Annotated in this window: 19 protein-coding genes and 2 pseudogenes; 15 read left to right on the top strand and 6 right to left on the bottom strand. The window is 73.9% G+C overall.

Annotation, left to right across the window (positions count from 1 at the left end; translation table 11 throughout):
* Nucleotides 1–91: 91 nt before the first annotated feature.
* The 4 genes and pseudogenes from QQK22_RS19405 to QQK22_RS15230 form a co-directional block, all read right to left on the bottom strand.
* Nucleotides 92–322, bottom strand: a pseudogene (locus QQK22_RS19405) (helix-turn-helix domain-containing protein); the annotation flags it as partial.
* Between the two features lie 531 nt (nt 323–853).
* Nucleotides 854–1,408, bottom strand: a complete 555-nt coding sequence (locus QQK22_RS15220; RefSeq protein ID WP_284251800.1) for a hypothetical protein — start codon at nt 1,406–1,408, stop codon at nt 854–856.
* Between the two features lie 111 nt (nt 1,409–1,519).
* Nucleotides 1,520–1,642, bottom strand: coding sequence for a MerR family DNA-binding transcriptional regulator (locus QQK22_RS15225; protein WP_284252786.1), 123 nt, complete (start codon nt 1,640–1,642; stop codon nt 1,520–1,522).
* A gap of 34 nt (nt 1,643–1,676) precedes the next feature.
* Nucleotides 1,677–2,378: a DUF1345 domain-containing protein gene (locus QQK22_RS15230; RefSeq protein ID WP_284251801.1), complete on the bottom strand. Its 702-nt coding sequence runs from the start codon at nt 2,376–2,378 to the stop codon at nt 1,677–1,679.
* A gap of 61 nt (nt 2,379–2,439) precedes the next feature.
* Between QQK22_RS15230 and QQK22_RS15235 the strand changes: the two genes are divergently transcribed.
* The 7 genes from QQK22_RS15235 to QQK22_RS15265 all read left to right on the top strand — a co-directional run bounded on the left by QQK22_RS15235 (nt 2,440) and on the right by QQK22_RS15265 (nt 8,644).
* The gene (locus tag QQK22_RS15235) at nt 2,440–3,504 is read left to right on the top strand and encodes a sugar diacid recognition domain-containing protein (RefSeq protein ID WP_284251802.1); all 1,065 of its coding nucleotides are present in this window, start codon (nt 2,440–2,442) and stop codon (nt 3,502–3,504) included.
* A gap of 25 nt (nt 3,505–3,529) precedes the next feature.
* The gene (locus tag QQK22_RS15240) at nt 3,530–3,955 is read left to right on the top strand and encodes an antibiotic biosynthesis monooxygenase family protein (RefSeq protein ID WP_284251803.1); all 426 of its coding nucleotides are present in this window, start codon (nt 3,530–3,532) and stop codon (nt 3,953–3,955) included.
* Nucleotides 3,956–4,010: 55 nt separating this feature from the next.
* A complete protein-coding gene (locus QQK22_RS15245; RefSeq protein ID WP_284251804.1) occupies nt 4,011–5,186 on the top strand; it encodes a glycerate kinase in 1,176 nt (391 codons plus the stop codon).
* 87 nt (nt 5,187–5,273) lie between these two features.
* The gene (locus QQK22_RS15250; RefSeq protein ID WP_284251805.1) at nt 5,274–6,629 is read left to right on the top strand and encodes a GntP family permease; all 1,356 of its coding nucleotides are present in this window, start codon (nt 5,274–5,276) and stop codon (nt 6,627–6,629) included.
* A gap of 197 nt (nt 6,630–6,826) precedes the next feature.
* Nucleotides 6,827–7,450: a hypothetical protein gene (locus QQK22_RS15255; RefSeq protein WP_284251806.1), complete on the top strand. Its 624-nt coding sequence runs from the start codon at nt 6,827–6,829 to the stop codon at nt 7,448–7,450.
* 54 nt (nt 7,451–7,504) lie between these two features.
* On the top strand, nt 7,505–7,816 hold the full coding sequence (locus tag QQK22_RS15260) for a type VII secretion target (protein ID WP_284251807.1): 312 nt from the start codon (nt 7,505–7,507) through the stop codon (nt 7,814–7,816).
* A 3-nt stretch (nt 7,817–7,819) separates the two neighbouring features.
* A complete protein-coding gene (locus QQK22_RS15265; RefSeq protein ID WP_284251808.1) occupies nt 7,820–8,644 on the top strand; it encodes a WXG100 family type VII secretion target in 825 nt (274 codons plus the stop codon).
* 66 nt (nt 8,645–8,710) lie between these two features.
* On the opposite strand, the gene QQK22_RS15270 is transcribed toward QQK22_RS15265, so the two are convergent.
* A complete protein-coding gene (locus QQK22_RS15270) occupies nt 8,711–10,381 on the bottom strand; it encodes an alpha/beta hydrolase (RefSeq protein ID WP_284251809.1) in 1,671 nt (556 codons plus the stop codon).
* Nucleotides 10,382–10,454: 73 nt separating this feature from the next.
* On the opposite strand from QQK22_RS15270, the gene QQK22_RS15275 reads away from it, so the two are divergent.
* Nucleotides 10,455–11,207, top strand: coding sequence for a MerR family transcriptional regulator (locus tag QQK22_RS15275; RefSeq protein ID WP_284251810.1), 753 nt, complete (start codon nt 10,455–10,457; stop codon nt 11,205–11,207).
* 100 nt (nt 11,208–11,307) lie between these two features.
* Nucleotides 11,308–12,408: a hypothetical protein gene (locus QQK22_RS15280; protein ID WP_284251811.1), complete on the top strand. Its 1,101-nt coding sequence runs from the start codon at nt 11,308–11,310 to the stop codon at nt 12,406–12,408.
* A 103-nt stretch (nt 12,409–12,511) separates the two neighbouring features.
* Here QQK22_RS15280 and QQK22_RS15285 read toward each other — a convergent pair.
* A pseudogene (locus QQK22_RS15285) lies at nt 12,512–13,536 on the bottom strand (LacI family DNA-binding transcriptional regulator).
* Between the two features lie 233 nt (nt 13,537–13,769).
* On the opposite strand from QQK22_RS15285, the gene QQK22_RS15290 reads away from it, so the two are divergent.
* The 6 genes from QQK22_RS15290 to QQK22_RS15310 all read left to right on the top strand — a co-directional run bounded on the left by QQK22_RS15290 (nt 13,770) and on the right by QQK22_RS15310 (nt 22,893).
* On the top strand, nt 13,770–15,848 hold the full coding sequence (locus QQK22_RS15290) for a beta-galactosidase (RefSeq protein ID WP_284251812.1): 2,079 nt from the start codon (nt 13,770–13,772) through the stop codon (nt 15,846–15,848).
* 104 nt (nt 15,849–15,952) lie between these two features.
* Nucleotides 15,953–17,224, top strand: coding sequence for a sugar ABC transporter substrate-binding protein (locus QQK22_RS15295; protein WP_284251813.1), 1,272 nt, complete (start codon nt 15,953–15,955; stop codon nt 17,222–17,224).
* A gap of 130 nt (nt 17,225–17,354) precedes the next feature.
* The gene (locus tag QQK22_RS18950; RefSeq protein ID WP_348525605.1) at nt 17,355–18,185 is read left to right on the top strand and encodes a hypothetical protein; all 831 of its coding nucleotides are present in this window, start codon (nt 17,355–17,357) and stop codon (nt 18,183–18,185) included.
* On the top strand, nt 18,182–18,994 hold the full coding sequence (locus tag QQK22_RS18955; protein ID WP_348525606.1) for an ABC transporter permease subunit: 813 nt from the start codon (nt 18,182–18,184) through the stop codon (nt 18,992–18,994). Before QQK22_RS18950 ends, QQK22_RS18955 begins: the two co-directional genes overlap by 4 nt.
* A 132-nt stretch (nt 18,995–19,126) precedes the next feature.
* Nucleotides 19,127–19,921 (top strand): sugar ABC transporter permease, encoded by a 795-nt coding sequence (locus tag QQK22_RS15305; RefSeq protein ID WP_348525607.1) that lies wholly within the window; start codon nt 19,127–19,129, stop codon nt 19,919–19,921.
* A gap of 185 nt (nt 19,922–20,106) precedes the next feature.
* A complete protein-coding gene (locus QQK22_RS15310; protein ID WP_284251814.1) occupies nt 20,107–22,893 on the top strand; it encodes a glycosyl hydrolase 53 family protein in 2,787 nt (928 codons plus the stop codon).
* The last annotated feature ends 438 nt before the right edge of the window (nt 22,894–23,331 follow it).

Raw genomic sequence — 23,331 nt, forward strand, 5'->3', positions numbered from 1 at the left:
GGGCGACGTCACCGTCGGAGAAGAGCGCGGGTCGGTCCTCACGGCGAAGGACGCGCCCGCGCCGTGGGGCGGGTTGGAAGAGCTCGAGCCAGGTCACGCCGAAGGACTCGGCGATCGACCTGACGACGGCGAGGCTCGGGTTGGCCTGCCCGTTCTCGATCTGGCTGATGTAGCCAGCGCTGACGCCGGCGCGCGCCGCCAGCGTCCGCATCGACACGCCGGTCTGCGTGCGGAGGTCGCGGACCCGTGCGCCGAGCGCCGCCGAGTCCGCGTCCCCGGGGGCGGAGACGGCGGCGGTGTTGGTCGTGCGGGCGTCGGTCACGATTCCTCCAGTCGGTAAACGCGGCGTTTACTGCCGCAGACCCACCGTAGGGCCGGGTGTGTTTCGGCGGCGATCACGTTGCGTAACCAAGGTGTTGCCCATCGGTAAACAGTCCGTTTACCGATGGGCGGGGGCCCGATCTGCCCGTGGTCGTCACGGAGGGGCAGCTGCTGCACCTCGTCGTCGAGGTGATGCCGCAGCTGCACGAGTCCGGTCGCCCGCACCTCGCCGTGCTCGACCTGACCGTGCTGGGGGCCGCGGGCTGAAACCGGTGCTCGTCGGGGCGAGCGGTCCCGCGAGCCACCGTCGCCTCGGCGCCGGCCCCGCCGGTCGTCGGCGCCGGGACGGCCCGACCGCCCACACGACCCTCGCTGGGAGCGGCTGGGTCTCGCCCACGGCGGCTGGCGGCGGGCCGCCGTCGGGCCCGGGCCCCTGACCTGCGACGACGCGATCGTCGGTGCCCGGAGCATGCCAGCAGCCGTTGTGCGCGAGACCCAGCCGCTGTGAGCGAGGGCTGCGCCGGGCGGCCGTTCAGTCCGCCAGCGGCACGACCGGCGTCGCGAGCGTGACGCCGCCATTCGCGTGGAGCGTCTGCCGGAACGGTCCGGTGGTGCGCAGGCCGCGGGACGCCGCTGCGTCGTCGAGCGCGATCCAGGCGTCGGCGGTGCTCGCGAGAAGCTCCGGCAGGTGGACGGCGACGGCGGTCGCAGCCGCCGGGAGCACGAGACGCACCGCCGCCGCGTCCGCCGCCCCACCAGCACCCACCACCGCCGCGCGCACGACCACCACGCCCGGGTCCGTGCGCCCGTCGAACGCCAGCAGCACGTCGGAGCCGGGCGCACCGCCGTCGACCCCCAGCGCAGCCAGAAGCCGCGCGACCGCACCCGGGATCTCCGTCTCGTCCCGCACCGTCTCCGCCACCCCGACGACGTCGACGGCGGGCAGCGCGACCTCCTCGACCGCGCCACGCGTCGCCCGGTGCCCGTCCTCGACCGCTCGCAGCCGCGCACGCACCTCGGCCAGCGCCTCGGAGTCCGCCGCGATCCGCTCCGCGAGCGAGCCCTCGCGCTCGCGCAGCAGCGCCACCAGCCGGTCGTGCGTCAGCCCCGAGGCCAGCAGGTCGCCGATGGCGTCCAGCCCGAAGCCGACCGCGCGCAGGGCGAGGATCGCCCGGACCCGCCCGTCCTGCGACGGCGCTCACCGCCGTCGCGAAGTGACGGGGTCGACCCCGGCCGGGGCGAGCAGCCCCCGCTCCTCCCAGTGCCGCAGCATGCGCGGCGACGCCCCCGTCCGTTCCGACATCCTGCCGATCTCGTCCATGGCCACCACTCCACCTCCTCACACCGTGTGAGGGTCAAGCCTGCTGCAGCGTGATGCTGATGAGCAGCGACGCGAACACGGCGATGATCGCCGTGGAGTAGGCGAACGCGAGCACGGAGTGGAGGCTGACGAGCCTGCGGACCGCACGGGTCTCGAGCGCGACGTCGGCCGAGGAGAAGGTCGTGGACAGCTGGATCGAGAGGTAGAGGAAGTCGGTGAAGCAGCGCGGCTCCGGCCCCGGGAAGGACATCGAGCTCTCGTTCGCCCAGCTGCGCATGTACTCGATCGCCATCACGGCGACCATCAGGACCCAGCTGCCGACCACCCCGGTGACGCAGACGACCACGATCCATAGGCTCGCCACCGCGTCACCCGTCGCGAGCAGGACGACCGAGATGACGCCGATGACCAGCACGGTCCCCGCCCACGATGTCGGGCTCGACAGGAACAGCCACCGCACGAGCCGGCTGCGCTCGGCCGACCGTTCGAGGGAGGCCCTCAGGTCGGGCCCCTCCAGCCGCCGAAAGGTCGACCAGCTCATGAGGAGGAACGTCGGCCCGTACAGGCCGAACGCCAGGGTGACGAGCAGCGACGGGAACGTCGCGCCACGGTCGAGGACGTCCGCACCCTCCCCCACCGCGACCAGCGCGAAGGTCACCACGACGGCGACGGCGGAGGCGGCCGTGTGCCGGACCGCCTCGCGGGCGAGCAACCGGTGGATCCACGAGCGAGACATGCCCCCACCCGACCACAGGTCGGTGCCCCGCGGGGCGCGGCAGACCGGCATCATGGCGGACGTGACCCGCCCCGACCCGCTCAGCAGCGAGCTCGCGCAGCGCGTCGTCGACACCGTCACCACCCGGATGGACCGGCACGTCAACGTCATGGACGCGCACGGCGTCATCATCGCCTCCTCCGACCCCGAGCGGATCGGCACGCTGCACCACGCGGCGGCCCGGGTGGTGGCGCAGGGGAGCGCCGTGACCGTGACGGTGCCCGAGGCGGGATCCGCCGACCGTCCCGGCGTGAACGAACCGCTCGAGGTCGACGGCGTGCTCGTCGGCGTCGTGGGGGTCACGGGCGACCCGCGCGAGGTGGGTCAGCTCGCGACCGTCGTGGCGCTCGGCGTCCAGCTCCTCATCGCGCAGGAGCGCTCCTACGACGCCGCGACGAGGCGCTCGACGGCGGCGCGCGAGCTCCTCGCGGCCCTCACCTCCGGAGGGCTCGACGCCGACGAGACGGCCGCGCGGCTGCGGGTCGCCGGGATGGGGGAGGGGCCGTGGAACCTGAGCGTCTGGGCCGATGCGGCGGGTGACGTGACGACCCCGCCCGCCACCGCTCCGCAGCTGGTGAGTGACCTCAACTCCCGCCGGCACCACCGCGCTGCCGTGCTGCACGGGCTGCTGTGGGTCCTCACGCGTGCCCCGCACGCCCCCGCGGTCCCCGGCGCGCGCGGTCTGCGCGCGGCGTCCGTGGCCGACGCCGGGGCTCTGCTCGCGCACGCGCTCGACCTCCGCGCGCTCGCCGGGCACGCCCGCCTCCTGCCCGCGGACGGCGGAACGGTCGACGACGGCGCCGCGCTCCTCCTCGGCGTCGGGCACCTCCCGGCGGCCTCACTCGCGCGGCGTGCCGCGACGGTGGCGCGCCTGACGCCGTCGGACGCCGAGACCGTCACGGCGATGAGCGGTGCCACGACGCTCGCGGCTGCCGCCGCGGCGCTCTACGTGCACCGCAACACGCTCGTGCAGCGCCTCGCCCGGATCCGCGAGCGGACGGGCCTCGACCCGCGCGTGCCCCGGGAGCTGGCCGCCCTCCAGATCGGTCTCCTCGCCCGCACGGCGCTCGAGCGGGGCGCCGGCTGAGGGTCGAGCGGGCAGGATGGTCGGCATGACCGTCATCAGGATCAACGCCATCACCGTCCCGGCCGAGTCCGGGGACGAGCTCGCCCACCGCTTCGCCGCGCGCGCCGGCGCCATCGACGGCGTCGACGGGTTCGAGGGCTTCGAGCTGCTCAAGCCGACCGACGACCGCGAGGTCTGGCTCGTGCTCACCCGCTGGCGCGACGCCGAGGCGTTCGAGGCGTGGACGACGTCGGAGTCGTTCGGTCGCAGCCACCGGCAGGGCAGGCACGCCGCCGGGGCCGAGGGTTCCACGGGCGGCGCGGGCGGCACGGACGCCCCTGAGGGCGAGGCCCCCGCCGCCCCGTCGGCACCGCGAGCGAGATCTGGAGCTACGAGATCGCCGGCGGCAGCTCCTGAGCACACCCGCCCAACCTGGGCGTTGTGCACACCCGGAGTGACAGCGCGGGTCTGACGAGTGTGCATGACGCCGTCGTGGAGTGACCCGGGCCACGCCTAGCGTTCTCGTCATGCCCGACGACGAGCAGCCCCGCCGACGCGTCCGCGTCGCCATCGTCCCCGACTCCTTCAAGGGGAGCGCCACCGCGCTCGAGGTCGCGACGGCGATGGCCCGCGGCGTGCAGCGCGCCAGCACCGCCGCCGTGTCCGGCGACCTCGAGATCCGCCTCAGCCCGTTCGCCGACGGCGGCGAGGGCACGCTCGACGCCCTCCTGGACGCCTGGGGCGAGCGCCCCCGCACCGTGGCCACCACCGATGCGCTCGGCCGTCCGGCCACGGCGCGCTACGGCCTCTCGCCGTCGCGCACGGGGGTGATCGAGGCCGCTGAGGCGTGCGGTCTGCCGCAGGTCTCGGACCGCCCGCTCGAGCCCCTCGCGGCGAGCACCCGCGGCGTCGGGACGATCGCCGCCGCGCTCCTGGAGGAGGGGGCGCGGGAGATCGTCCTGTGCGTCGGCGGTTCGGCCACCACCGACGGCGGCACCGGCCTGCTCACCGCCCTCGGCGCCCGGTTCCTCGACCGCGCCGGCGGCGAGCTCCCGCCCGGGGGTGGCGCCCTGGCGGACCTCGACCGGATCGACCTGTCCCGGCTCGACCCCCGGGCGCGCACGGTCACCTGGCGCGTGGCCTGCGACGTCACCAACCCCCTGTGCGGCGAGCGCGGTGCCGCCGCGGTCTTCGGGCCGCAGAAGGGGGCGACGCCGGCCGACGTCGCGCGCCTGGACGCCGGCCTCGCGCGGCTCGCCGCGGTGGTCGCGGCCGAGGTGGGCCTCGACGCGGACGCGCTCGCGCAGCGCCCCGGCACGGGCGCTGCCGGCGGGATGCCGCTGCTGCTGACCGCGGTGCTCGGTGCCGAGCTCGTGCCCGGGAGCGAGCTCGTCGCGCAGACGCTCGGCCTCGCCGACGTCCTGGCCGGCGCCGACCTGGTCCTGACCGGCGAGGGCCGGTTCGACGAGCAGTCCCTGCACGGGAAGGTGGTCGACGCCGTCGCGCGCCACGCGCCCGCCGGTGCGGCCGTCGTCGTGATCGCGGGCGAGGTCGCGCTCGACGACGAGGCCGTCCACGCCCACGGCGTCACCGCGGCGCTCGCGACGGCGCGCGGTCCCCGCACGCTGCCCGAGCTGAGCGCCACGGTGGCCGACGACGTCGAGGCCGCCGCGGCCGCCGTCGTGCGCCTGATGGGGCTGTAGAACCCCCGACCCGACCCGCGCGACCCCATCGACACTGCCGACCGCACGCCCGCGGCCGGTGCACCACGAGGCGAAGGAGCCTTCCCGATGTCCCAGATCCTGATCCTGGTCGCTCTCGTCGCGGCCATCGTGTTCGTCACGGCCCGGCTGAAGATCTCCCCGGTCCTGGCGCTGCTCGGGGCGGCGCTCGTCGGTGCCTTCGCCTACCGCATCCCCGTGGCGGACGTGATCAGCACGATCACGACGGCGTTCGGCGGCACCCTGGGCAACATCGGCCTGGTCATCCTGTTCGGCACGATGATCGGCGTCATCCTCGAGCGCTCCGGCGCGGCGATCGCGATGGCCGACTGGCTGATCAAGATCCTCGGCACCCGGTTCCCCAACCTCACGATGACGGTGATCGGCTACATCGTCTCGATCCCGGTGTTCTGCGACTCCGGCTACGTCATCCTCAACAGCCTGCGCAAGGCCATCACGGTGCGCACCGGCGTCTCCACGCTCGCGACCGCGATCGCGCTCATGACCGGCCTCTACGCCACGCACACCCTCGTGCCGCCCACCCCGGGTCCGCTGGCGGCCGCCTCCGAGCTCGGCGTCGAGAACCTCGGGCTGCTGATCGCCCTCGGTCTGCCCGTGGCCGCCCTCGCGGCGCTCGCGGCCATGCTGTTCGCGAACCGCTTCCTGCACCGCCCGGTCGAGCTCGTCCCGACAGCGGAGGAGGACGAGATCGACCACACCTACGAGGAGCTCCGCGCGAGCTACGGCGTGCTGCCGAAGGCGTTCCCCGCGTTCCTGCCGATCCTGGTCCCGCTCGTGCTGATCTGCGCGGCGTCGGTCGCCCGCATCCCGAGCCGGCCGCTCGGGCAGGGCGTGCCGTTCGACATCATCACGTTCGTCGGGACCCCGGTGATCGCGCTCGTCATCGGGCTGATCGCCGCCGCCGGTCTGCTGCGCGGCAACGGTCGGCTCGGCGCGTTCAACACCCAGATCGACGAGGCCATCCGCGTCTCCGCCCCGATCCTGCTCATCACCGCCTCGGGTGCGGCGTTCGGGGCGGTGCTGGCCGCCTCCCCGCTCATGGACGTGCTCGGCAGCAGCCTCTCGGGCCTCGGGATCGGCCTCGCGGTGCCGTTCCTCGTCGCCGCCGCGCTCAAGACCGCGCAGGGCTCCTCGACGGTCGCGCTCGTCACGACCTCGGCCCTCGTGGCGCCGCTGCTGGACTCCCTCGGGCTGGGCTCGGAGATGGGGGCCACGCTGGCGGTCCTCGCGATCGGCGCCGGCGCGATGGTCGTCTCGCACGCCAACGACTCCTACTTCTGGGTCGTCTCGCGCCTCAGCCGCATCCCGGTCGCGACGGCGTACCGCACCCTCACCGTCGCGACCGGGATCGAAGGTGTCACGGCCTTCGCGGCGATCTTCGGGCTCGGGCTGGTGCTGCTGTAGTCGCCGTCGCCCGACCGCGGAGGGCAGGTCTCCCCATGGCGGGGTGTGTGGAGGCTCCCTAGAGTCGCGACCATGTCGGACGCCCCCGGACATCACCGCCCACCGCCCACCTCGCACGCTCCCTGGAGCGCGTCGCCCGTGCCCGCACGGCGCTCACGGGCCACGGCACGGACGCCACGCGCAACGTCGAGGCGCACGTGCGCGACGGCGTGCTCGCCGAGGTCGTCGTGCACGACGCGTGGCGCCGCGCCCTGCGCCCCGGTCAGCTGCGCGAGGCGGTGCTGGACGCGGCGCGCGAGGCGGCCGTCGACGCCGTCACGGCGTCGGCGCGGGCGTCGACGGGTCAGGGCTCCGCCACCGGGGCGCCCGACCCGACGACAGCGGCCGGTGAGCGACTGGAGCCGGCCCGCCTCCCCGCCGTCTCGCCCCACGCCCCGAGCGAGCAGTCGCTCGCCGCGATGAGCGACGTCCTGGACGAGCTGACGAGCGGGCTGCGCACGATGCTCGACCGGATCGACGCCGAGGACGCCGCGCCGGACGGGGCGGCGCCGTCGCCCGCCCGGACCATGCGGCGTATGGCCCACGTGACCCTCACGTTCGAGGGACCGGCCCTGGTCGACGTCGCGCTCGACCTCGCGTGGGTCGCGGAGGTGGACGCCGCCGCCCTCACGCGCGAGCTGCGCGGGGCGCTCGCCTCGCCGTCGCGCTCCGACGGACCGGCGGCTGCGGCGACGTCCGACGATCTCGCACGGCTGCAGGCGCTCGCGGCGCTCGCGCAGGACCCGCCCTCGCTCGCGGCCCGCCTGCGGCTGCGCGACTGACCGACCCCACCGCCCCACCTGGTTCGCCCCACCCACCACCCGAACGGAGCCCCCATGTCCCTCGAGGTAGCCGTCGAGGCGCTGCGCGAGGACGCCGCCCACTGGGCCGGCGTCTCCGGCGACCTGTCGACCCAGGCCGGCGCCGCCTCCGCCGTCACCGTGCCCCGGACCGCCTTCGGCACGCTCGGGACCGCGGCCGCCGACGCGTACGCCGCCGCGGCGTCCCGCGCCGCGCAGACCCTCGTCGACGGGCAGGCGCGCACCGCCGAGGCCGCCGCCGTGCTGCGCCACGTCGCCACCTCCTACGAGGCGTCCGACGAGCTCGCGCGCGCGGCGTTCGCCGGCGCGTGGGACCTGGAGGACTGAACCGTGATCTGGACCATCATCGAGCAGATCCGGCAGGCGGTCCGCGACGTCGAGCAGCTCCTGGAGCGGTTCCGACGCCGGATCGACCTCGCGGCCGCGGCCATGGCCCGCGCGGGGCACCCCTCGCACCTCGTGCACGTGGTGCAGGCGGCAGCCGACCTCGTGGGGGAGTGGCAGGCGGCGGCCGACTGGGTCGCCGACGCGCTCGACGGACTCGGGGACCCCGCGGCGCTGGACACCGCGGCCGGGGAGTGGGACGCGATCCCGCAGCCGCTGCGCGACGTCGAGGACCGGGTGCGCGACCTCTACAGCCGCGTCGGCGGGTACTGGGAGGGGTCGGCCGCCGACGCCTACACCGAGCGCGTCTCGCTGCAGCGCGAGGCGATCGCCGAGGCCGGCGCCCAGACGGGCGCCCTCTCGGCGCCGCTGCGGGACGTCAAGGCGGCGATCCTCGCGATGGCGGGCGCCGTGCTGCTCGCGATCCTCACGCTGGTGGGCGCGCTGGTCGCGGCCTGGACGGGCATCGTCGCGGGCACGACGGCGATCATCGCCGGCGCCGTGACGCTCGCCGCGAGCGCGGCGGCGGTGGCCACGGGGATCGGTGCGCCGCTGGGGGCTGCGGGCGCCGCGGCGGCCTGGCTGGGGATCGCGGGCGGCGTCGCGACCGTGCTCGGTGCGATCGGTGCCGCGCTGCTCGGGGTGGGGATCGCCTGGGTCACGCTCGACAACGCCGGGAACGACTTCGGCACGGCCTCGGACAGCGCCGCCGGGACGTTCACGCAGATCGAGGGCGACCTCGGCACCTGGCCCTGGCTGGCCCGGGTCTGAGGCCGACGGCGGGTGGCGGCTCGCGCCGTCGCCCGCCGTCGGCTCCCCCGACCCGGCCGCGGGTCGTCAGCCCCCGGCGGGCGGCGCGGCCGGGGCCGCCGTGGGTACCGGCTCGATGCCGCAGCTCGCGCCCTCTTCCGGAACGGTCAGGTCGATCAGGTAGCGGGCGACGGCGTCGTCCACGCACGGCTGGTTGCCCTGCGTCGTGATCGTGTGCTGCTCGCCCTCGACCGTCAGGAGCGAGGCGCCCAGGACGTCGGCCAGCGCGATGCCGCCCGCGTGCGGCGTCGTCGCGTCGCCGGTGATCGAGACGACGAGCAGCTCCGGCAGCCCCTCGATCCCGACGGCGTGCGGGAAGCCGAGGTCCGGCTGCTGCGGCCACGCCTCGCACGTGTCTCGCGCGCCGTCGGACAGGTCGACGCCGGGGTCGTAGAGCGGCGCGACGTCGTAGATCTCCTCGCGCAGCGCCGCCACCTCCTCCGGGGTCATCCGCACCTCGTCGCGGCAGTTGATCGCGTAGTTCGCCTCGGCGAAGTTCGGCCAGGTGCCGCCGGCGTCGCGCTGGCCGAAGGAGAAGGTCAGGAGGGTGAGGATGTCGCCGCGGCCCTGCTGCAGCTCGCGCAGCCCCTCGATGATCGCGGGCCACGCGTCGAACGCGTACAGCCCGGCGGTCACGCCGTTCACCGCCTCGTCGAACCCGACGGCGAACTCGTCGGACTCGCCGGCGGGCACGGGGTTCTCCGCCAGCGGCCGGGCGAGGTCGTGGAACGCGGCCACGGCGCCCGCGGGGTCGTCGCCCAGCGGGCAGTCGCCCTGCTCGGCGCAGAAGGCCGCCATCTCCTCGAACGCGCGCTGGAAGCCGGTGTAGGCGGCCACGCGCCGCTCGTACGTCGACTGCGTGGGGTCGGCCGCGCCGTCGAGCACCATCGCGCGCACGCGCTGCGGGAACTGCTCGGCGTAGACCGCGCCCAGGCGCGTGCCGTAGCTCTGGCCCAGGTACGTCAGCCGCTCGTCCCCGAGGGCGGCGCGCAGCACGTCCATGTCGCGCGCGGCGTCGCGCGTGCCCATCGCCTGCAGCGCCTGCTCGCCGCCGCTGAGCTCCGCGCAGCGCTCGAAGATCGCCGCGGTGTCCTGCGCCGTGAACTCGCTCGCGAGCATGATCGCGGACAGCGGGTAGCTGCCGTCGTCGGCCTCGGCGTCGGTGTGGCAGTCGATCGCCGGGGTGGACCTGCCCACGCCGCGGGGGTCGAAGCCGATCAGGTCGAAGCGCTCGGTGACCGGGCTCGCCGCGAGGGTCTGCGCCGTCAGCGCGCCCGAGTACACGCCCGAGCCGCCCGGTCCGCCGGGGTTCGTCAGCAGGGAACCGATCGGGTCCCCGCCACGCGCCGGGATGCGGATCACCGCGATCTCGGCGGTCTCGCCCCCGGGGTCGTCGTAGTCCAGCGGCACGGTGGCGCGGGCGCACTCGGCCGCGGAGGTCGCGACGGCGGCGTCGACGGCCTCCTGGTGGGTCGGCGTCGTGCCGTAGTCCTCGCACGGGCCGAACGCGAGCTCCTGGTCGTAGAAGGTCTCGAGGCCGGCCGGGTCGGCTGCCGGGTCGGTGGGGTCGGCGGTGCTGCTGGTGCTGCTGGAGTCGTCGTCGGGCGGGGTGCCGCCGGGCGAGCAGGCGGTCGCGAGCAGCAGGGCGGCGGCCGCGGCGCACGCGGCCGCGCGGAGCGGGGGCGTCGTTCGTGTCATGCTCGCCATCGGACACCCTGCCCCCGGGGCAGACTCAAGGGTGCTGTCCACGACCCCCGAGGAGGATCGCCCGATGGCCTGGAGCACGCAGCGGCTCGCCGACCTGGCGGGGACCACCGTCAAGACCGTGCGGTACTACCACCGGGTCGGGGTTCTGGACGAGCCCGAGCGCACCCCGAACGGCTACAAGCAGTACGGTCCGGCGCACCTCGTGCAGCTGCTGCGCGTGCGACTCCTGGCCGACCTTGGGGTGCCCCTGGCGGAGGTGCGCGACCTGGACGACGGTGCGCACCCCGAGTCCCTCCTGCGGCGCCTGCGGGCCGAGCTCGACACGCGCCTGGCCACGCTCGAGCGCCTGCGCGAGGAGGTGACGGCGATGCTCGAGCACGGGGCGCCGGCGGACCTCCCGCTCGGGTTCAGCGCCGCCGCGCACCACCTCTCACCCACGGACCGCGCGCTGATCCGCGTCTACGCGCGCGTGTACGACGACGTCGGGATGGCCGACCTGCGACGCCTAGCGGCGCTGCCCGCCACGCCCCTGGACGACGAGTTCGTCGCGCTGCCCGCGGACGCCGACGACGCCGCGCGCGCCGACCTGGCGGCCCGGTACGCGCCCGAGGTGCGGGCGCTGCTCGAGGCGCACCCCGGGGTCGACGCCCGGCACGCCCACCTCGTCGTCCCCCGCGGTCGCGCCGACGCGACGATCGCACCGGTGCTGCTGGACCTGTTCAACCCGGCGCAGATCGACGTGCTCGTCCGGATCGCGGCGATCAACGGGGTGGGGGGCGGCGTGAGCGACGGCGGCGGTGCCGACAGCGGGGTCTGAGCGGGCGGGGACCTCTCCCCGTCCCGCACGGTTGCGCACCCCGGACCGGCGCGGGAGGCTCGAGATCCCGGCGCTCGTGCGCCCGACCACGAGGAGCACCGTGACCACCGCGCCAGACTCCAGCCGCCCGAGCAGCCCGAGCACGCCGGCGTCACGCAGCCGCGCGCGGTGGGTGCTCCTCGCCGTCGTGCTCGCCGTGGCGGGCGGGTGGTGGCTGGTGTCCTTCCTGGCCGACGCCGAGCGGCCGGTCCGCGCCGTCGCGCACGACTACCTGGCCGCGCTCGAGACCGGGGAAGCCATGACGGCGCTGGCGCTGGTCGAGGGTCGGGTTGACGGCGAGGCGGACGGGGGAGCCGCGGGGACGTGTACCGCGCTGCTGTCCGACGAGGCCTACTCCGCGGTCGCGGGTCGCCCGAGCGGTGCCCGGATCGATGCGGTCGACGTCCGGGCCGCCGGGGAGGAGGGGCCCGACGGCGCCACGCTCGTGCGGGCGACGGCCTCGGTGGGCGTGACCTGGACCGGTGGCGCGGACGGAGCGGCGCAGGCGGGGAGCCTGGAGCTGGTCGAGTCCGACGACGGCTGGCGCGTCGCGGCCGACTCGCCGCTCGCCCCCGGACCCGTCGGTCTCGACCTGCAGGGACCCGGCTCGGTGTCGGTGGCGGGGGAGTGCGACGTCGTCGCCCGAGGCCCGGGCGGGGGCGTGTCTACCGCGGAGCCGGAGGCGCTGCCGGGCGTGTACGCGCTGGTGTACACCGACCCCGCGGGGGTCGGTGCGCTGGAGCTCGAGGACGTGGAGCTGCCCGTGCGGGGCCCGATCACGCTGCGCCCGGAGGCGCGCGCGGAGGTCGTGGCACAGGTCGAGGCCCGGGTCACGGAGTGGATCGGGGCCTGCGTGCAGTCGGGGCTCGAGGGTCCCACCTGCCCGACGAACCGGAACGGACTGCCGACCCACACCGATGTCACGGGTGGCGGCGAGGTGGAGGACATGCGTGTCGCCGTCGTCCCGGCGACGGACCTGCAGCGCTGGGGCTACACCACCGCGCGGCCCGGGGTCGTAGAGGTGAGCGGGACGCTGAAGCCCGACGCCTGCGGGCCGCAGTCGATCGGGTGCGTGCCGGGCGCGCCCAACGTCGACGCCGCGCTCTTCCGCTACTCCGGGACCGTGACGGTGGGCGAGGACGGCGACGTGGTGCTCGACTGAACCCGTCGTAGCTCGCGGGCTCCCAGAAGTACCTCGCGGAGCCCCGGAAGTACCTCGCGGGCCCCCAGAAGTACCTCGCGGAGCCCCACAGGTACCTCGCGGATCAGGTGGTCTCGCGCTCGACGAGGGTCGCGGGCAGTGTCACCGAGCGGGCGGGCCCGTCGTCGATGATCCCGACCAGGGTGCTCACCATCTCGGCGCTGATGAGGTCGAACGGCTGCCGCATCGTCGTGAGCGGCGGGTCCAGGGCCTGCGCGAGACCGGAGTCGTCGAAACCGCCGATCGCGACGTCGTCGGGCACCCGGCGCCCGGCGCGGCCCAGCGCGATCATCGCCCCGGCCGCCATGAGGTCGGAGGCGGCGAAGACGGCGTCGACGTCGGGCGCGCGCTCCAGCAGCTCCTCCATCGCGCTCGTCCCGGACTCCTGCGTCCAGTCCCCGTACGCCACGAGCGCCGGGTCGTAGTTCTCGCCCAGCTCCTCGCGGTAGCCCTCGAGCCGGTAGCGGCCGCCGGGCGTGTCCAGCGGGCCCGTGATCATCGCGATCCGGCGCCGACCGCGCTCGCGCAGGTGGGCGACCATCGCGTGCGCGCCGTCGGCCTCCGCCACGGACACCGACGGGACGCGACCGGCGTGCCCGAGCGGCACGCCGCACGTGACGGTCGGCACCCGCTGCTCGAGCAGGACGCTCAGCATGGGATCGGCCTCGTGCGAGGAGATCAGCAGCACGCCGTCGACGTGCCCGGCGGCGATGTACTCCGCCGCGCTCGTGCGCTCGGTGGGCGTGCCGGCCACGAGGACCACCAGGGTCATCGAACGCGCGGCCAGCGCCTCGGCCGCACCGCGCAGCAGCAGCGGGAAGGTCGGGTCGGCGAAGAGGCGGTCCTGCGGCTCCGTGAGGAGGAAGGCGAGCGAGTTGCTGCGGCCGGTCACGAGCGAGCGCGCGTGCTGGTTGGCGCGGTAGCCGGTGGTCGCGATCGCGCGCTCCACGGCCTCGCGGGCCGGGGGCGAGACCCAGTGCCCCCGTTGATCACGCGCGAGACCGTGCCGCGGGAGACGCCGGCGAGGGCGGCCACCTCCCGGATCGTCGGGCGGCGACGCCCGGCGGAGGCCACCTCGGTGTCGGTCACGCGGCGACTCTAGCCGCAGCGGCGGCTCCCCGCGCCTCGAGGGCGCGCTCCGTGTGAGGTTCCCGTCTGGTTACGGTCACAGTTGGATCACACCGATATGACGGGGTGGTGTCGCGGACGAAAACGTGGTTAACCTGTGCACGGTCACAGGCTGTGACCGTGCACAGGAACTACTGCTCGACGAGCTGCGACGGCGCACCCTGATCCGGCGCAGCACGATCCAATGGAGTGTCATGTCTGAAGTGTCGTGGCCCGTGGCCGGGTCCATCGCGTACGGGGGCGACTACAACCCCGAGCAGTGGCCCCGCGAGGTCTGGGACGAGGACGTCGCGCTCATGCGTCGCGCCGGCGTCAACCTCGTGAGCGTCGGCATCTTCTCCTGGGCGATGCTCGAGACCGAGGAGGGCGTCTTCGACTTCGCGTGGCTCGACGAGCTGCTCGACCTGCTGCACGCGAACGGCATCGCCGTCGACCTCGGCACCCCCACCGTCTCCCCGCCGGCCTGGTTCTTCGCCGCCTACCCCCAGGCGCGCGTCATCAACGCCGACGGCGTCGTGCAGGGCTTCGGCTCGCGCGGCATGGCCTCGCACGCCTCGCCCGAGTACCGCGAGGCGATCGTGCGCATCGCCGGCGTGCTCGCGGCGCGCTACGCCGACCACCCCGCCGTCGTGATGTGGCACATCCACAACGAGTACGGCGTCCCGGTCGCCGAGGACTTCTCCCCGCGCGCCGTCACGGCGTTCCAGGAGTGGCTCAAGGCGCGCTACGGCACCCTCGAGGGCCTCAACGCCGCCTGGGGCACCGCGTTCTGGGGCCAGCGCTACGGCCGGTGGGAGCACGTCGTCGCCCCCGCGGCCACGCCCACGATCGCGAACCCGGCCATGAAGCTGGACTGGGCCCGGTTCACGGACGACGCGCTGCGCGAGGTCTTCCGCCTGGAGCGCGACACCATCCGCGCCCGCGCCTCGCAGCCGATCACCACCAACTTCATGGCGCACCAGTCGTGGAACACCGACCTGTGGAAGTGGGCGCAGGAGGTCGACATCGTCTCCGACGACCACTACCTGTGGTCCCCGGACCCCGAGGCGCACGTCGCGCTCGCGCTGTCGGCCGACCTCACGCGGTCCGTGGCCCGGGGCCGACCGTGGATCCTCATGGAGCACTCCACGTCCGCCGTGAACTGGCAGGGTCGCAACATCGCGAAGATGCCCGGCGAGATGCGCCGCAACGCGCTGACCCACCTGGGCCGCGGTGCCGACGGCATCCTGTTCTTCCAGTGGCGCGCCTCGCGCTCCGGCGCCGAGAAGTTCCACTCCGCGATGCTGCCGCACGCGGGCGCCGAGAGCCGGATCTTCCGCGAGGTCACCGAGCTCGGCGAGCACCTCGCGTGCCTCGGCGAGGTCGCGGACTCGCGGGTGCGGGCCGATGTCGCCGTCCTGTACGACTGGGAGTCGATGTGGGCGCAGGACCTCGAGTGGCGCCCGTCGGACGCCCTGACGTTCCGTGAGCGCATGCGGACCTACTACGAGCGCCTCTGGCGCGACGGCGTGCAGGTCGACTTCGCCCACCCCGACGACGACCTGTCCGGCTACCGCCTCGTCGTCGCCCCCGCCTCCTACCTGCTGACGCAGCGCAGCGCGGACAACCTCACGTCCTACGTCGCGGCCGGCGGCACGCTCCTGGTCGCGAGCTTCGCGGCCGCCGTCGACGAGAGCGACGCCGTGCACACCGGCGGCTTCGGCTACCCGCTGCGGGACGCGCTCGGCGTCACCGTCGAGGAGCACCGCCCGCTGCGCGAGGGTGACGAGATCCAGGTCGCCACGCGCGAGGGCGCCTCGATCACGGCTCGCGACTGGACCGAGGACCTCGTGCTCTCGGGCGCCGCGCCGTGGGCCGTCTACGACGCCTCGCCCGCCGGCGGCCCCGCCGACGGCGCCCCCGCCATCACGCGCCACCACCACGGCGAGGGCACGGGCTGGTACGTCAGCCCGGCGCTCGACGTCGAGGGCCTCGCCCCCGTCGTCGCCGCCGTGTACGCCGACGCCGGGATCACCCCGGCGCCGACGCCCGCCGGCGTCGAGGTGCTCGTGCGCCACGGCGCGGAGGCGGACTACGTCGTCGCCGTCAACCACACCGACCAGGAGGTCACCGTGCCCGCCGCGGGCACCGACCTCCTCACCGGTGCGGAGGTCGAGCGCGAGCTCGCGCTCCCGGCCGGGGGTGTCGCCGTCGTGCGCACCGCTCCGGTGGCCGACGGCGCGACCCTCTCCTCGGCGGGTTCCCCCGCCGAGACCGCCCTCACGGGCAGCTAGTCAGAACCGACCGCCGGTCCCCCGGGACCGGCGAGCAGGGCAGCGGCCGCAAGGATGTGGTCGGTGAACACGACGCCGCCAGGCGTCGACGGAAAGGAAGTGTCATGCGCAAGTCCCTCGTTCTCGGCGCCCCGCTCGCGGTCGCCGTGCTCGCCCTGTCGGCGTGCGGCGGCGGCGACGCCGCTCCCGCCGAGACCTCCGGCGGCGCCTCGACCGCGACGCAGGAGAGCACCGGCGGCGACGCCAGCGGTGCCTCGCTGACGATCTGGTCGGACGCCGAGCGTGAGCAGGCCATCAAGGACGCCGCGGCGGACTTCGAGGCCGACACGGGCGCCAGCATCACCGTCGTCCAGAAGAACTTCGAGGACCTGCGCGCCGACTTCCTGTCGCAGGTCCCGACCGGTGAGGGCCCCGACATCACGATCGGCGCGCACGACTGGCTGGGCGAGTTCGTCGAGTCCGGCGTCGTCGACACGATCGACCTCGGCGACCGGGTGAACGACTTCGAGCCCGTCACGGTCGAGGCGCTCACCTACGACGGCCAGCTCTACGCCCTCCCGTACGCGCAGGAGTCCGTCGCCCTCATCCAGAACACCGCCCTGGTCGGCGAGGAGACCCCCGCCACCTGGGACGAGATGATCCAGATGGCGACCGACGCCGGCTTCGCCGAGCGCCCGTTCGTGCTCTACACCAACGGCACGGAGGGTGACATGTACACCTCCTACGCCTTCCAGACCTCCTTCGGCGCCCCGGTCTTCGTGCAGGACGAGTCCGGCTCGTACACGGCCGAGGTCGGCCTCGGTGGCGACAACGGCCTCGCGTTCGCCCAGTTCCTCTCGGACAACGGCTCCGCCGGCACCGGCTACTTCACCGACACGGTCGACTACGACATCGGCAACGAGCTCTTCGCCTCGGGCCAGTCGCCGTTCATCGTCCAGGGTCCGTGGACCATCCCGACGTTCACGGACGCGGGCGTCGACGTCGCCGTCGGCCCGATCCCGACCGCGGGCTCGGAGACCGCCGCGCCGTTCGTCGGCGTGCAGGGCTTCTACCTCTCGGCGCAGAGCTCCAACGCGCTGCTGGCCAACGAGTTCCTCACGAACTACATGTCGACCGACGAGGCCCAGCAGGCCCTCTACGAGGCCGACCCGCGCATCCCGGCCCTGACCACGGTGGCCGAGGAGGTCGCGAGCGACCCGGTCATCGCCGGCTTCCTCACCGCCGCGCAGAACGGCGTCCCGATGCCGAACATCCCCGAGATGGGCGCCGTCTGGGACTTCTGGAACCCCGTCCAGATCGCCCTGATCAACGGTGAGGACCCCGCCACGGTGTGGCCCACCATGGTCGGCAACATCGAGTCGGCCATCGCCGACTGACCCCCTCCGCGCCGGGGCGGAGCGCCCCCTCTCCGCCCCGGCGCGGTCCCCTCCCCGATCGTGACGCGGCCGTGACCCGGCCGTGATCGGTCACCACCCGGTCACCACCAGGACGTCAGCAGGAGCATCAATGTCGATCGACACCGACCGCGAGGTCAGCGCGTCCCCCGAGCCCGGCGCACCCGCGTCCCGCGGCGGGGCACCCCGCGAGTCGCACGCGCGCGCCTGGAAGGGCCCGGGCTGGGGCTTCCTCGTCAAGCTCCTGCTGATGATGGTCGTCAACGCCCTCGGCGTGGCCGCCATCCTCACCGCCTACCGCGCCGAGTCCTGGGTGATCCTGGGCGTGATGGTCGTCGGCCTCCTGATCGCCGACTGGATCTACTTCTCGCGCCGCACCGTCCCGCTGAAGTACCTGTACCCGGGTCTGACGTTCCTCGCGGTCTTCCAGATCTTCACGCTCTTCTACACCGGCTACGTCGCCTTCACGAACTACGGCACCGGCCACCTCGGCAGCCAGCAGCAGGCCGTGGACGCCGCGATGATCCAGAACGAGCAGCGGGTCGAGGACTCGCCGTCGTACCCCCTCGCGGTGGTGCGCGACGGCGACGTGCTGGGCTTCGCGATCACCGACGAGGACGGCTTCGTCAGCGTCGGCACGCCCGAGGAGCCGTTCGAGGTCGTCGACGGCGCGGTGGTGGCCGAGAACGGCGCCGCCGTCGAGGTGCCGGGCTGGGAGGTCGTGCCACGGGCCGACCTGTTCAGCGACGCCGACCTGCAGGCGCAGGTGACGAGCCTGCGCGTCCCGGTCTCCGACGACGCCGACGACGGCTCGATCCGCACGCGCGAGGGATCCACCGGCACGATCTACATCTCGACGCTCGAGTGGGACCCCGCCGCGCAGACCCTCACCGACACGGCGACCGGCGTCGTGTACTCCCCGACGACCGCGGCAGCTTCGTGAGCCCCGACGGCGACCGCCTCGCCGCCGGCTGGTACGTCGGCGTCGGGTTCGACAACTTCGCCCGCGCGTTCACCGACACCGCCTACGCGGGCCCGCTCCTGCAGGTGGCGGTGTGGACCTTCGCGTTCGCCGGGCTCTCGGTGCTGACGGCGTTCGGTCTCGGCCTGCTGTTCGCGCTCATCTACAACGACGAGCGGCTGCGTGGGCGCAAGATCCTGCGCACCGTGTTCATCCTCCCGTACGCGTTCCCCGCGTTCATGTCCGCGCTGCTGTGGCGCGGCATGCTCAACGCCGAGTTCGGCGTCATCAACGACTGGTTCTTCTTCGGGGCCAACCTCGGCTGGCTCAGCGACCCGTGGCTCGCGAAGATCGCGGTGCTGTGGGTGAACCTGTGGCTGAGCTACCCGTACTGGATGCTCGTGGCCACCGGCGCGCTCCAGGCCCTGCCGAGCGACGTCAGCGAGGCCGCCCGCATCGACGGCGCCGGCCGCTGGCGGCAGTTCCGCTCCATCACGCTGCCGCTCCTGATGATCTCGACGGCACCGCTCGCGATCGCGTCGTTCGCGTTCAACTTCAACAACTTCACGATCATCTTCATGCTCACGGGCGGTGGTCCGACCTTCCCGGGCGCCTCCGTGCCGCTCGGATCGACCGACATCCTCATCTCGGCGATCTACCAGCTCTCCGGCGTGGCCGGCGGTCGCGCCGACTACGGGCTGGCGAGCGCGCTCTCGATCGTCGTGTTCATCGTGATCGGCATCATCTCGGCGCTGGCGTTCCGCCAGACCCGCAAGCTGGAGGACATCTGACATGGCCGCTGCGACTCCTGCGCCCGGCGTGACGGGCTCGACCCGCGCGACGTCGTCGTCCCCCTCCCCCGCCGTCCCGGGCAGCGCGCCCGGTGGTGGAAGGAGGTCGGGTGGAAGTACCCGCTCGCCGCCGTGATCGTCTTCTACGCGGCGTTCCCGCTGGTCTACGCGCTCTCGGCCGCCCTCAGCAGCCGGGGCTCGCTCGCGGGCTCGTCCTCGCTGTTCTCCGACGTCAGCGGGGTCAACTTCGCCGCGCTCGGCGGCACCATGTACTGGACCTGGGTGGTCAACACCCTGGTCGTCTGCGGGGCGACGGCGATCGGCGCCGTCGCGATGGGCGGCGCGGCCGCGTTCGCCTTCTCGCGGTTCCGCTTCCGCGGCCGTCGCGCCTCGCTCACCTCGCTGCTGATCATCCAGATGTTCCCGCAGACGGTCGCGTTCGTGGCGGTGTTCCTGCTGCTGATCGCCCTCGGCGAGGTGGTCCCGCAGCTCGGCGTGAACTCGAAGATCGCGCTGATCGCCGTCTACCTCGGCGGCGCGCTCGGGGCGAACACGTTCCTCATGTACGGGTACTTCAACACGATCCCGATCGAGATCGACGAGGCCGCCCGCATCGACGGCGCCACGCACGCCCAGATCTTCTGGCGCCTGATCATGCCGCTGGTGATCCCGATCCTCGCCGTGGTCGGCCTGCTCGCGTTCATCTCGGCGTTCGGCGACTTCATCCTCGCCCGCATCGTGCTGACGTCGGAGGGGAACTGGACCCTCGCCGTCGGCATGTACCAGTGGGTCTCCAACCAGCTGACCTCGCGCTGGGGGCTGTTCGCCGCCGGCTCCATGATCGCCGCCCTGCCGGTGCTCGCGCTGTTCCTCTCGCTGCAGCGCTACATCGTCGGCGGTCTCTCCTCGGGCTCCGTCAAGGGCTGAGCCCCCACGCTCCCCGGGCACCCGGGGGCCTGCTGCGGCGGCCCCCGGGAGCCCGGCTCCACCGGCACGCCACGGCTCGACGTCGTGTCTGCTCGCTGTACCTGCTCGACCCCCCGTTCGACCCCTGCCTGACCCCGGTGCACGCCCGCACCGGGGGATCGACGACGATCCACCGGAGGACCCCCATGCCCCGACGGCTCACCCTCACGCTCGCCACGGCGACGGTCGCGGCGCTCGCCGCAGCCGGCCTCGCGGCCCCGGCCTCAGCGGCCCCGCAACCCCCGCCGGGCGGTGAGCCGGTCGAGGCCGGCATCACCGTCCCGAAGGTCACCGGGATGGGGGAGGACTGGATCAACGGCGCCGACTTCTCCTCCGTCCTCTCGCTCGAGGAGAGCGGGGTGACGTTCTACGACCGCGACGGCGAGCCGGGCGACCTGTTCGAGATCCTCGCGGACGCCGAGGTCAACTGGGCGCGCGTGCGCGTCTGGAACGAGCCGTTCCTCGCCTCCGACCCGAGCAAGGGCTACGGCGCCGGGAACACGGACGCCGAGCGCGCGACCGAGATCGGCCGCCGCGCGACCGAGGCCGGGATGCGCGTGCTGGTCAACTTCCACTACTCCGACTTCTGGGCGCACCCGGGCCAGCAGTACACGCCGCGCGCCTGGGCGGGGCTGGACGACGCCGCGCGTGCGCAGGCGATCTACGACTACACCAGCGAGACGCTGGCGGACATGAAGGCGGCCGGCGTCGACGTCGGCATGGTCCAGGTCGGCAACGAGACCACGAGCGGCGAGATCGCGGGCGTGCGCGGGTGGGACCGCACCGCCGCGCTGTTCCAGGCGGGCTCGCGCGCCGTGCGCGACACGCTGGGCGACGACGTCAAGGTCGCGGTCCACTTCACCAACCCCGAGCGCGTGGGGCAGTACGCGAACGTGGCCGCCGCCCTCGACGCCCGCGGTGTTGACTACGACGTCTTCCTCAGCTCCTACTACGCCTTCTGGCACGGCACGCCGGCCAACCTGACGTCGGTCCTGTCCGACATCGCGACGCGCTACGACAAGGAGGTCGCCGTCGCGGAGACCTCCTGGGTCCACACGCTCGAGGACGGCGACGGCATGCCGAACTCCGTGCGCAGCACGAACGGCGCCTACGCGACCAGCGAGCAGGGCCAGGCCCTCGCCGTCCGCGACGTGATGCAGGCCGTGGCCGACGTGCCGGACGGCAAGGGCATCGGCACGTTCTACTGGGAGCCCGCGTGGCTGCCGGTGGGCCCGCCCGACCAGCTCGAGGAGAACACCGCGCTGTGGAACCGTGACGGCTCCGGCTGGGCGACGCCGTACGCGCAGGACTTCTACCGCCCCGCGACCGGCTGGTACGAGGGCATCCCGGAGTCCGAGTGGGCCGACGACTTCGGCGGTTCCGGCTGGGACAACCAGGCGCTGTTCGACTTCGCCGGCCACCCGCTGGAGTCCCTGCGCGTCTACGAGTACGCCCGCACCGGCTCGATCGCGCCGCGCGCGGTCGAGACGATCGAGTCGCCGCGCATCGGCGTCGGCGTGGGTGAGCCGGTCGTGCTCCCCTCGACGGTGGCGGTGACCTGGAACGACGGCACCACCGAGCAGCAGTCCGTGACCTGGTCCGACGACGTCGCGTGGATCGACGGCGCCGGCACCTACACCGTGCGCGGCACCACCGCGGTCGGCGCGGTGACGGCCACCGTGGTCGTCCGGGCGGCCAACCAGGGCACGAACCTCGTGCGCAACCCCGGCTTCGAGGAGCGCGACGCGGGCTGGACCCGCGAGGGCACCGGCATCACCGTCGGTGGGACCGAGAACCCGTTCGCGGGTGCGCGCTCGGCCAACTTCTACAGCGGCGCCGCCTTCTCGTTCGCGATCGAGCAGCGCGTGGAGAACGTGCCGCCGGGCAGCTACATCCTCTCGGCGAAGGCGCAGGGCGGCAACGCCGGCGCGAGCGACACGCTCTCGATCTCGGCGCAGTCCGGCATCTCCACGGTGCGCGCACCGTTCACGCTGCAGGGCTGGCAGGTGTGGCAGACGCCCACCACGGAGCCGATCAGCGTCGGTGCCGACGGCGTCGTCGTCGTGCGGGCCGAGGGTGCGCTCAGCGCCGGTGCCTGGGGCAGCCTCGACGAGTTCTCCCTGGTCGCGGTGGCCGACGAGGTCGCGGTCGACACCGCCGCGCTCGAGGCGGCCGTGGCCGAGGTCGACGGCGTGGATCGCCCGCGCTACACCTCGGCGTCGCTCGCCGTGCTGGACGCCGCGCTCGTGCGGTCGTCCTTCGTGCTCGGCTCGGAGGCGCCCTCGCAGGCGTCGGTCGACGGCGCCGCGGCCCAGCTGACCACCGCCCTGGCGGGCCTGGAGCGGCGCGCGTTCACCGACGTCGCCGACGAGAACCAGTTCGCGACCGAGATCTCCTGGCTCGCGCGGGCCGGCATCTCGACCGGATGGGTCGACGCGGCGACCGGCGAGGCGCAGTTCCGACCGCTCGCGCCGATCGCGCGCGACGCGATGGCAGCGTTCCTCTTCCGGATGCTGGGTGACGAGGAGTGGCAGGCCCCGGAGGTCTCGCCGTTCGTCGACGTCGCGACGACCGACCAGTTCTACAAGGAGATCGCCTGGCTGGCCGAGTCCGGGATCTCGACCGGGTGGGCCACGCCCGCCGGTGCCGAGTTCCGGCCGCTGCAGCCGATCGCGCGCGACGCGATGGCGGCCTTCCTCTACCGGGCGGCGGACTCGCCGGCGCACACCGCGCCGTCGACCTCCCCGTTCTCCGACGTGACGCCCGCGACGCAGTTCTACTCCGAGATCACCTGGATGCTCGAGTCCGGTGTGGCCACGGGGTGGGTCGGCAACGACGGCACGTCGGACTACAAGCCGCTGAACCCGGTCGCGCGTGACGCGATGGCCGCGTTCCTGTACCGGTTCCACCACGAGGTGCGCGCGGCCGGCTGAGTGCCGGTGGTGCCCGCGTGAGGCGGCGCCGGGTCTGCTCCTGCGGGGGCGGGCCCGGCGCCGTCGTCGTGGCGGGTGTGGGTGTGCGGGTGCGTGGGAGGGGCGAGCGGACCGCGGCCTGCGGGAGTGCAGCCTGTGGATGACCAGCGCGCCGGGTCCGGTCCGTCCTAGCGTGGGTGTGGTTCATGTCGAGGTGATCCAGGGGGCGGGATGGGCGACATCGAGGACGTGCAGGGCGAGCGGGTAAGACGGCGGGAACGATGTGGGCCCACCGACGTGCTGCGTGTACCTGGGCCGCCCGTCGTGATGACGCCGCGTGCACCCGTCCCATCGGCGCCGGCCGTGGCCGCCGAGCTGCCGGTGTTCCGCAGCGCCGCTCCGTTGGGATCGGCTGCCGAATTCCCGTGGCGGGGGTGGCGCACGACGTCGCACTCACCT

It is taken from the genome of Litorihabitans aurantiacus, from assembly GCF_030161595.1.
In the GTDB taxonomy this organism is placed as follows: domain Bacteria; phylum Actinomycetota; class Actinomycetes; order Actinomycetales; family Beutenbergiaceae; genus Litorihabitans; species Litorihabitans aurantiacus.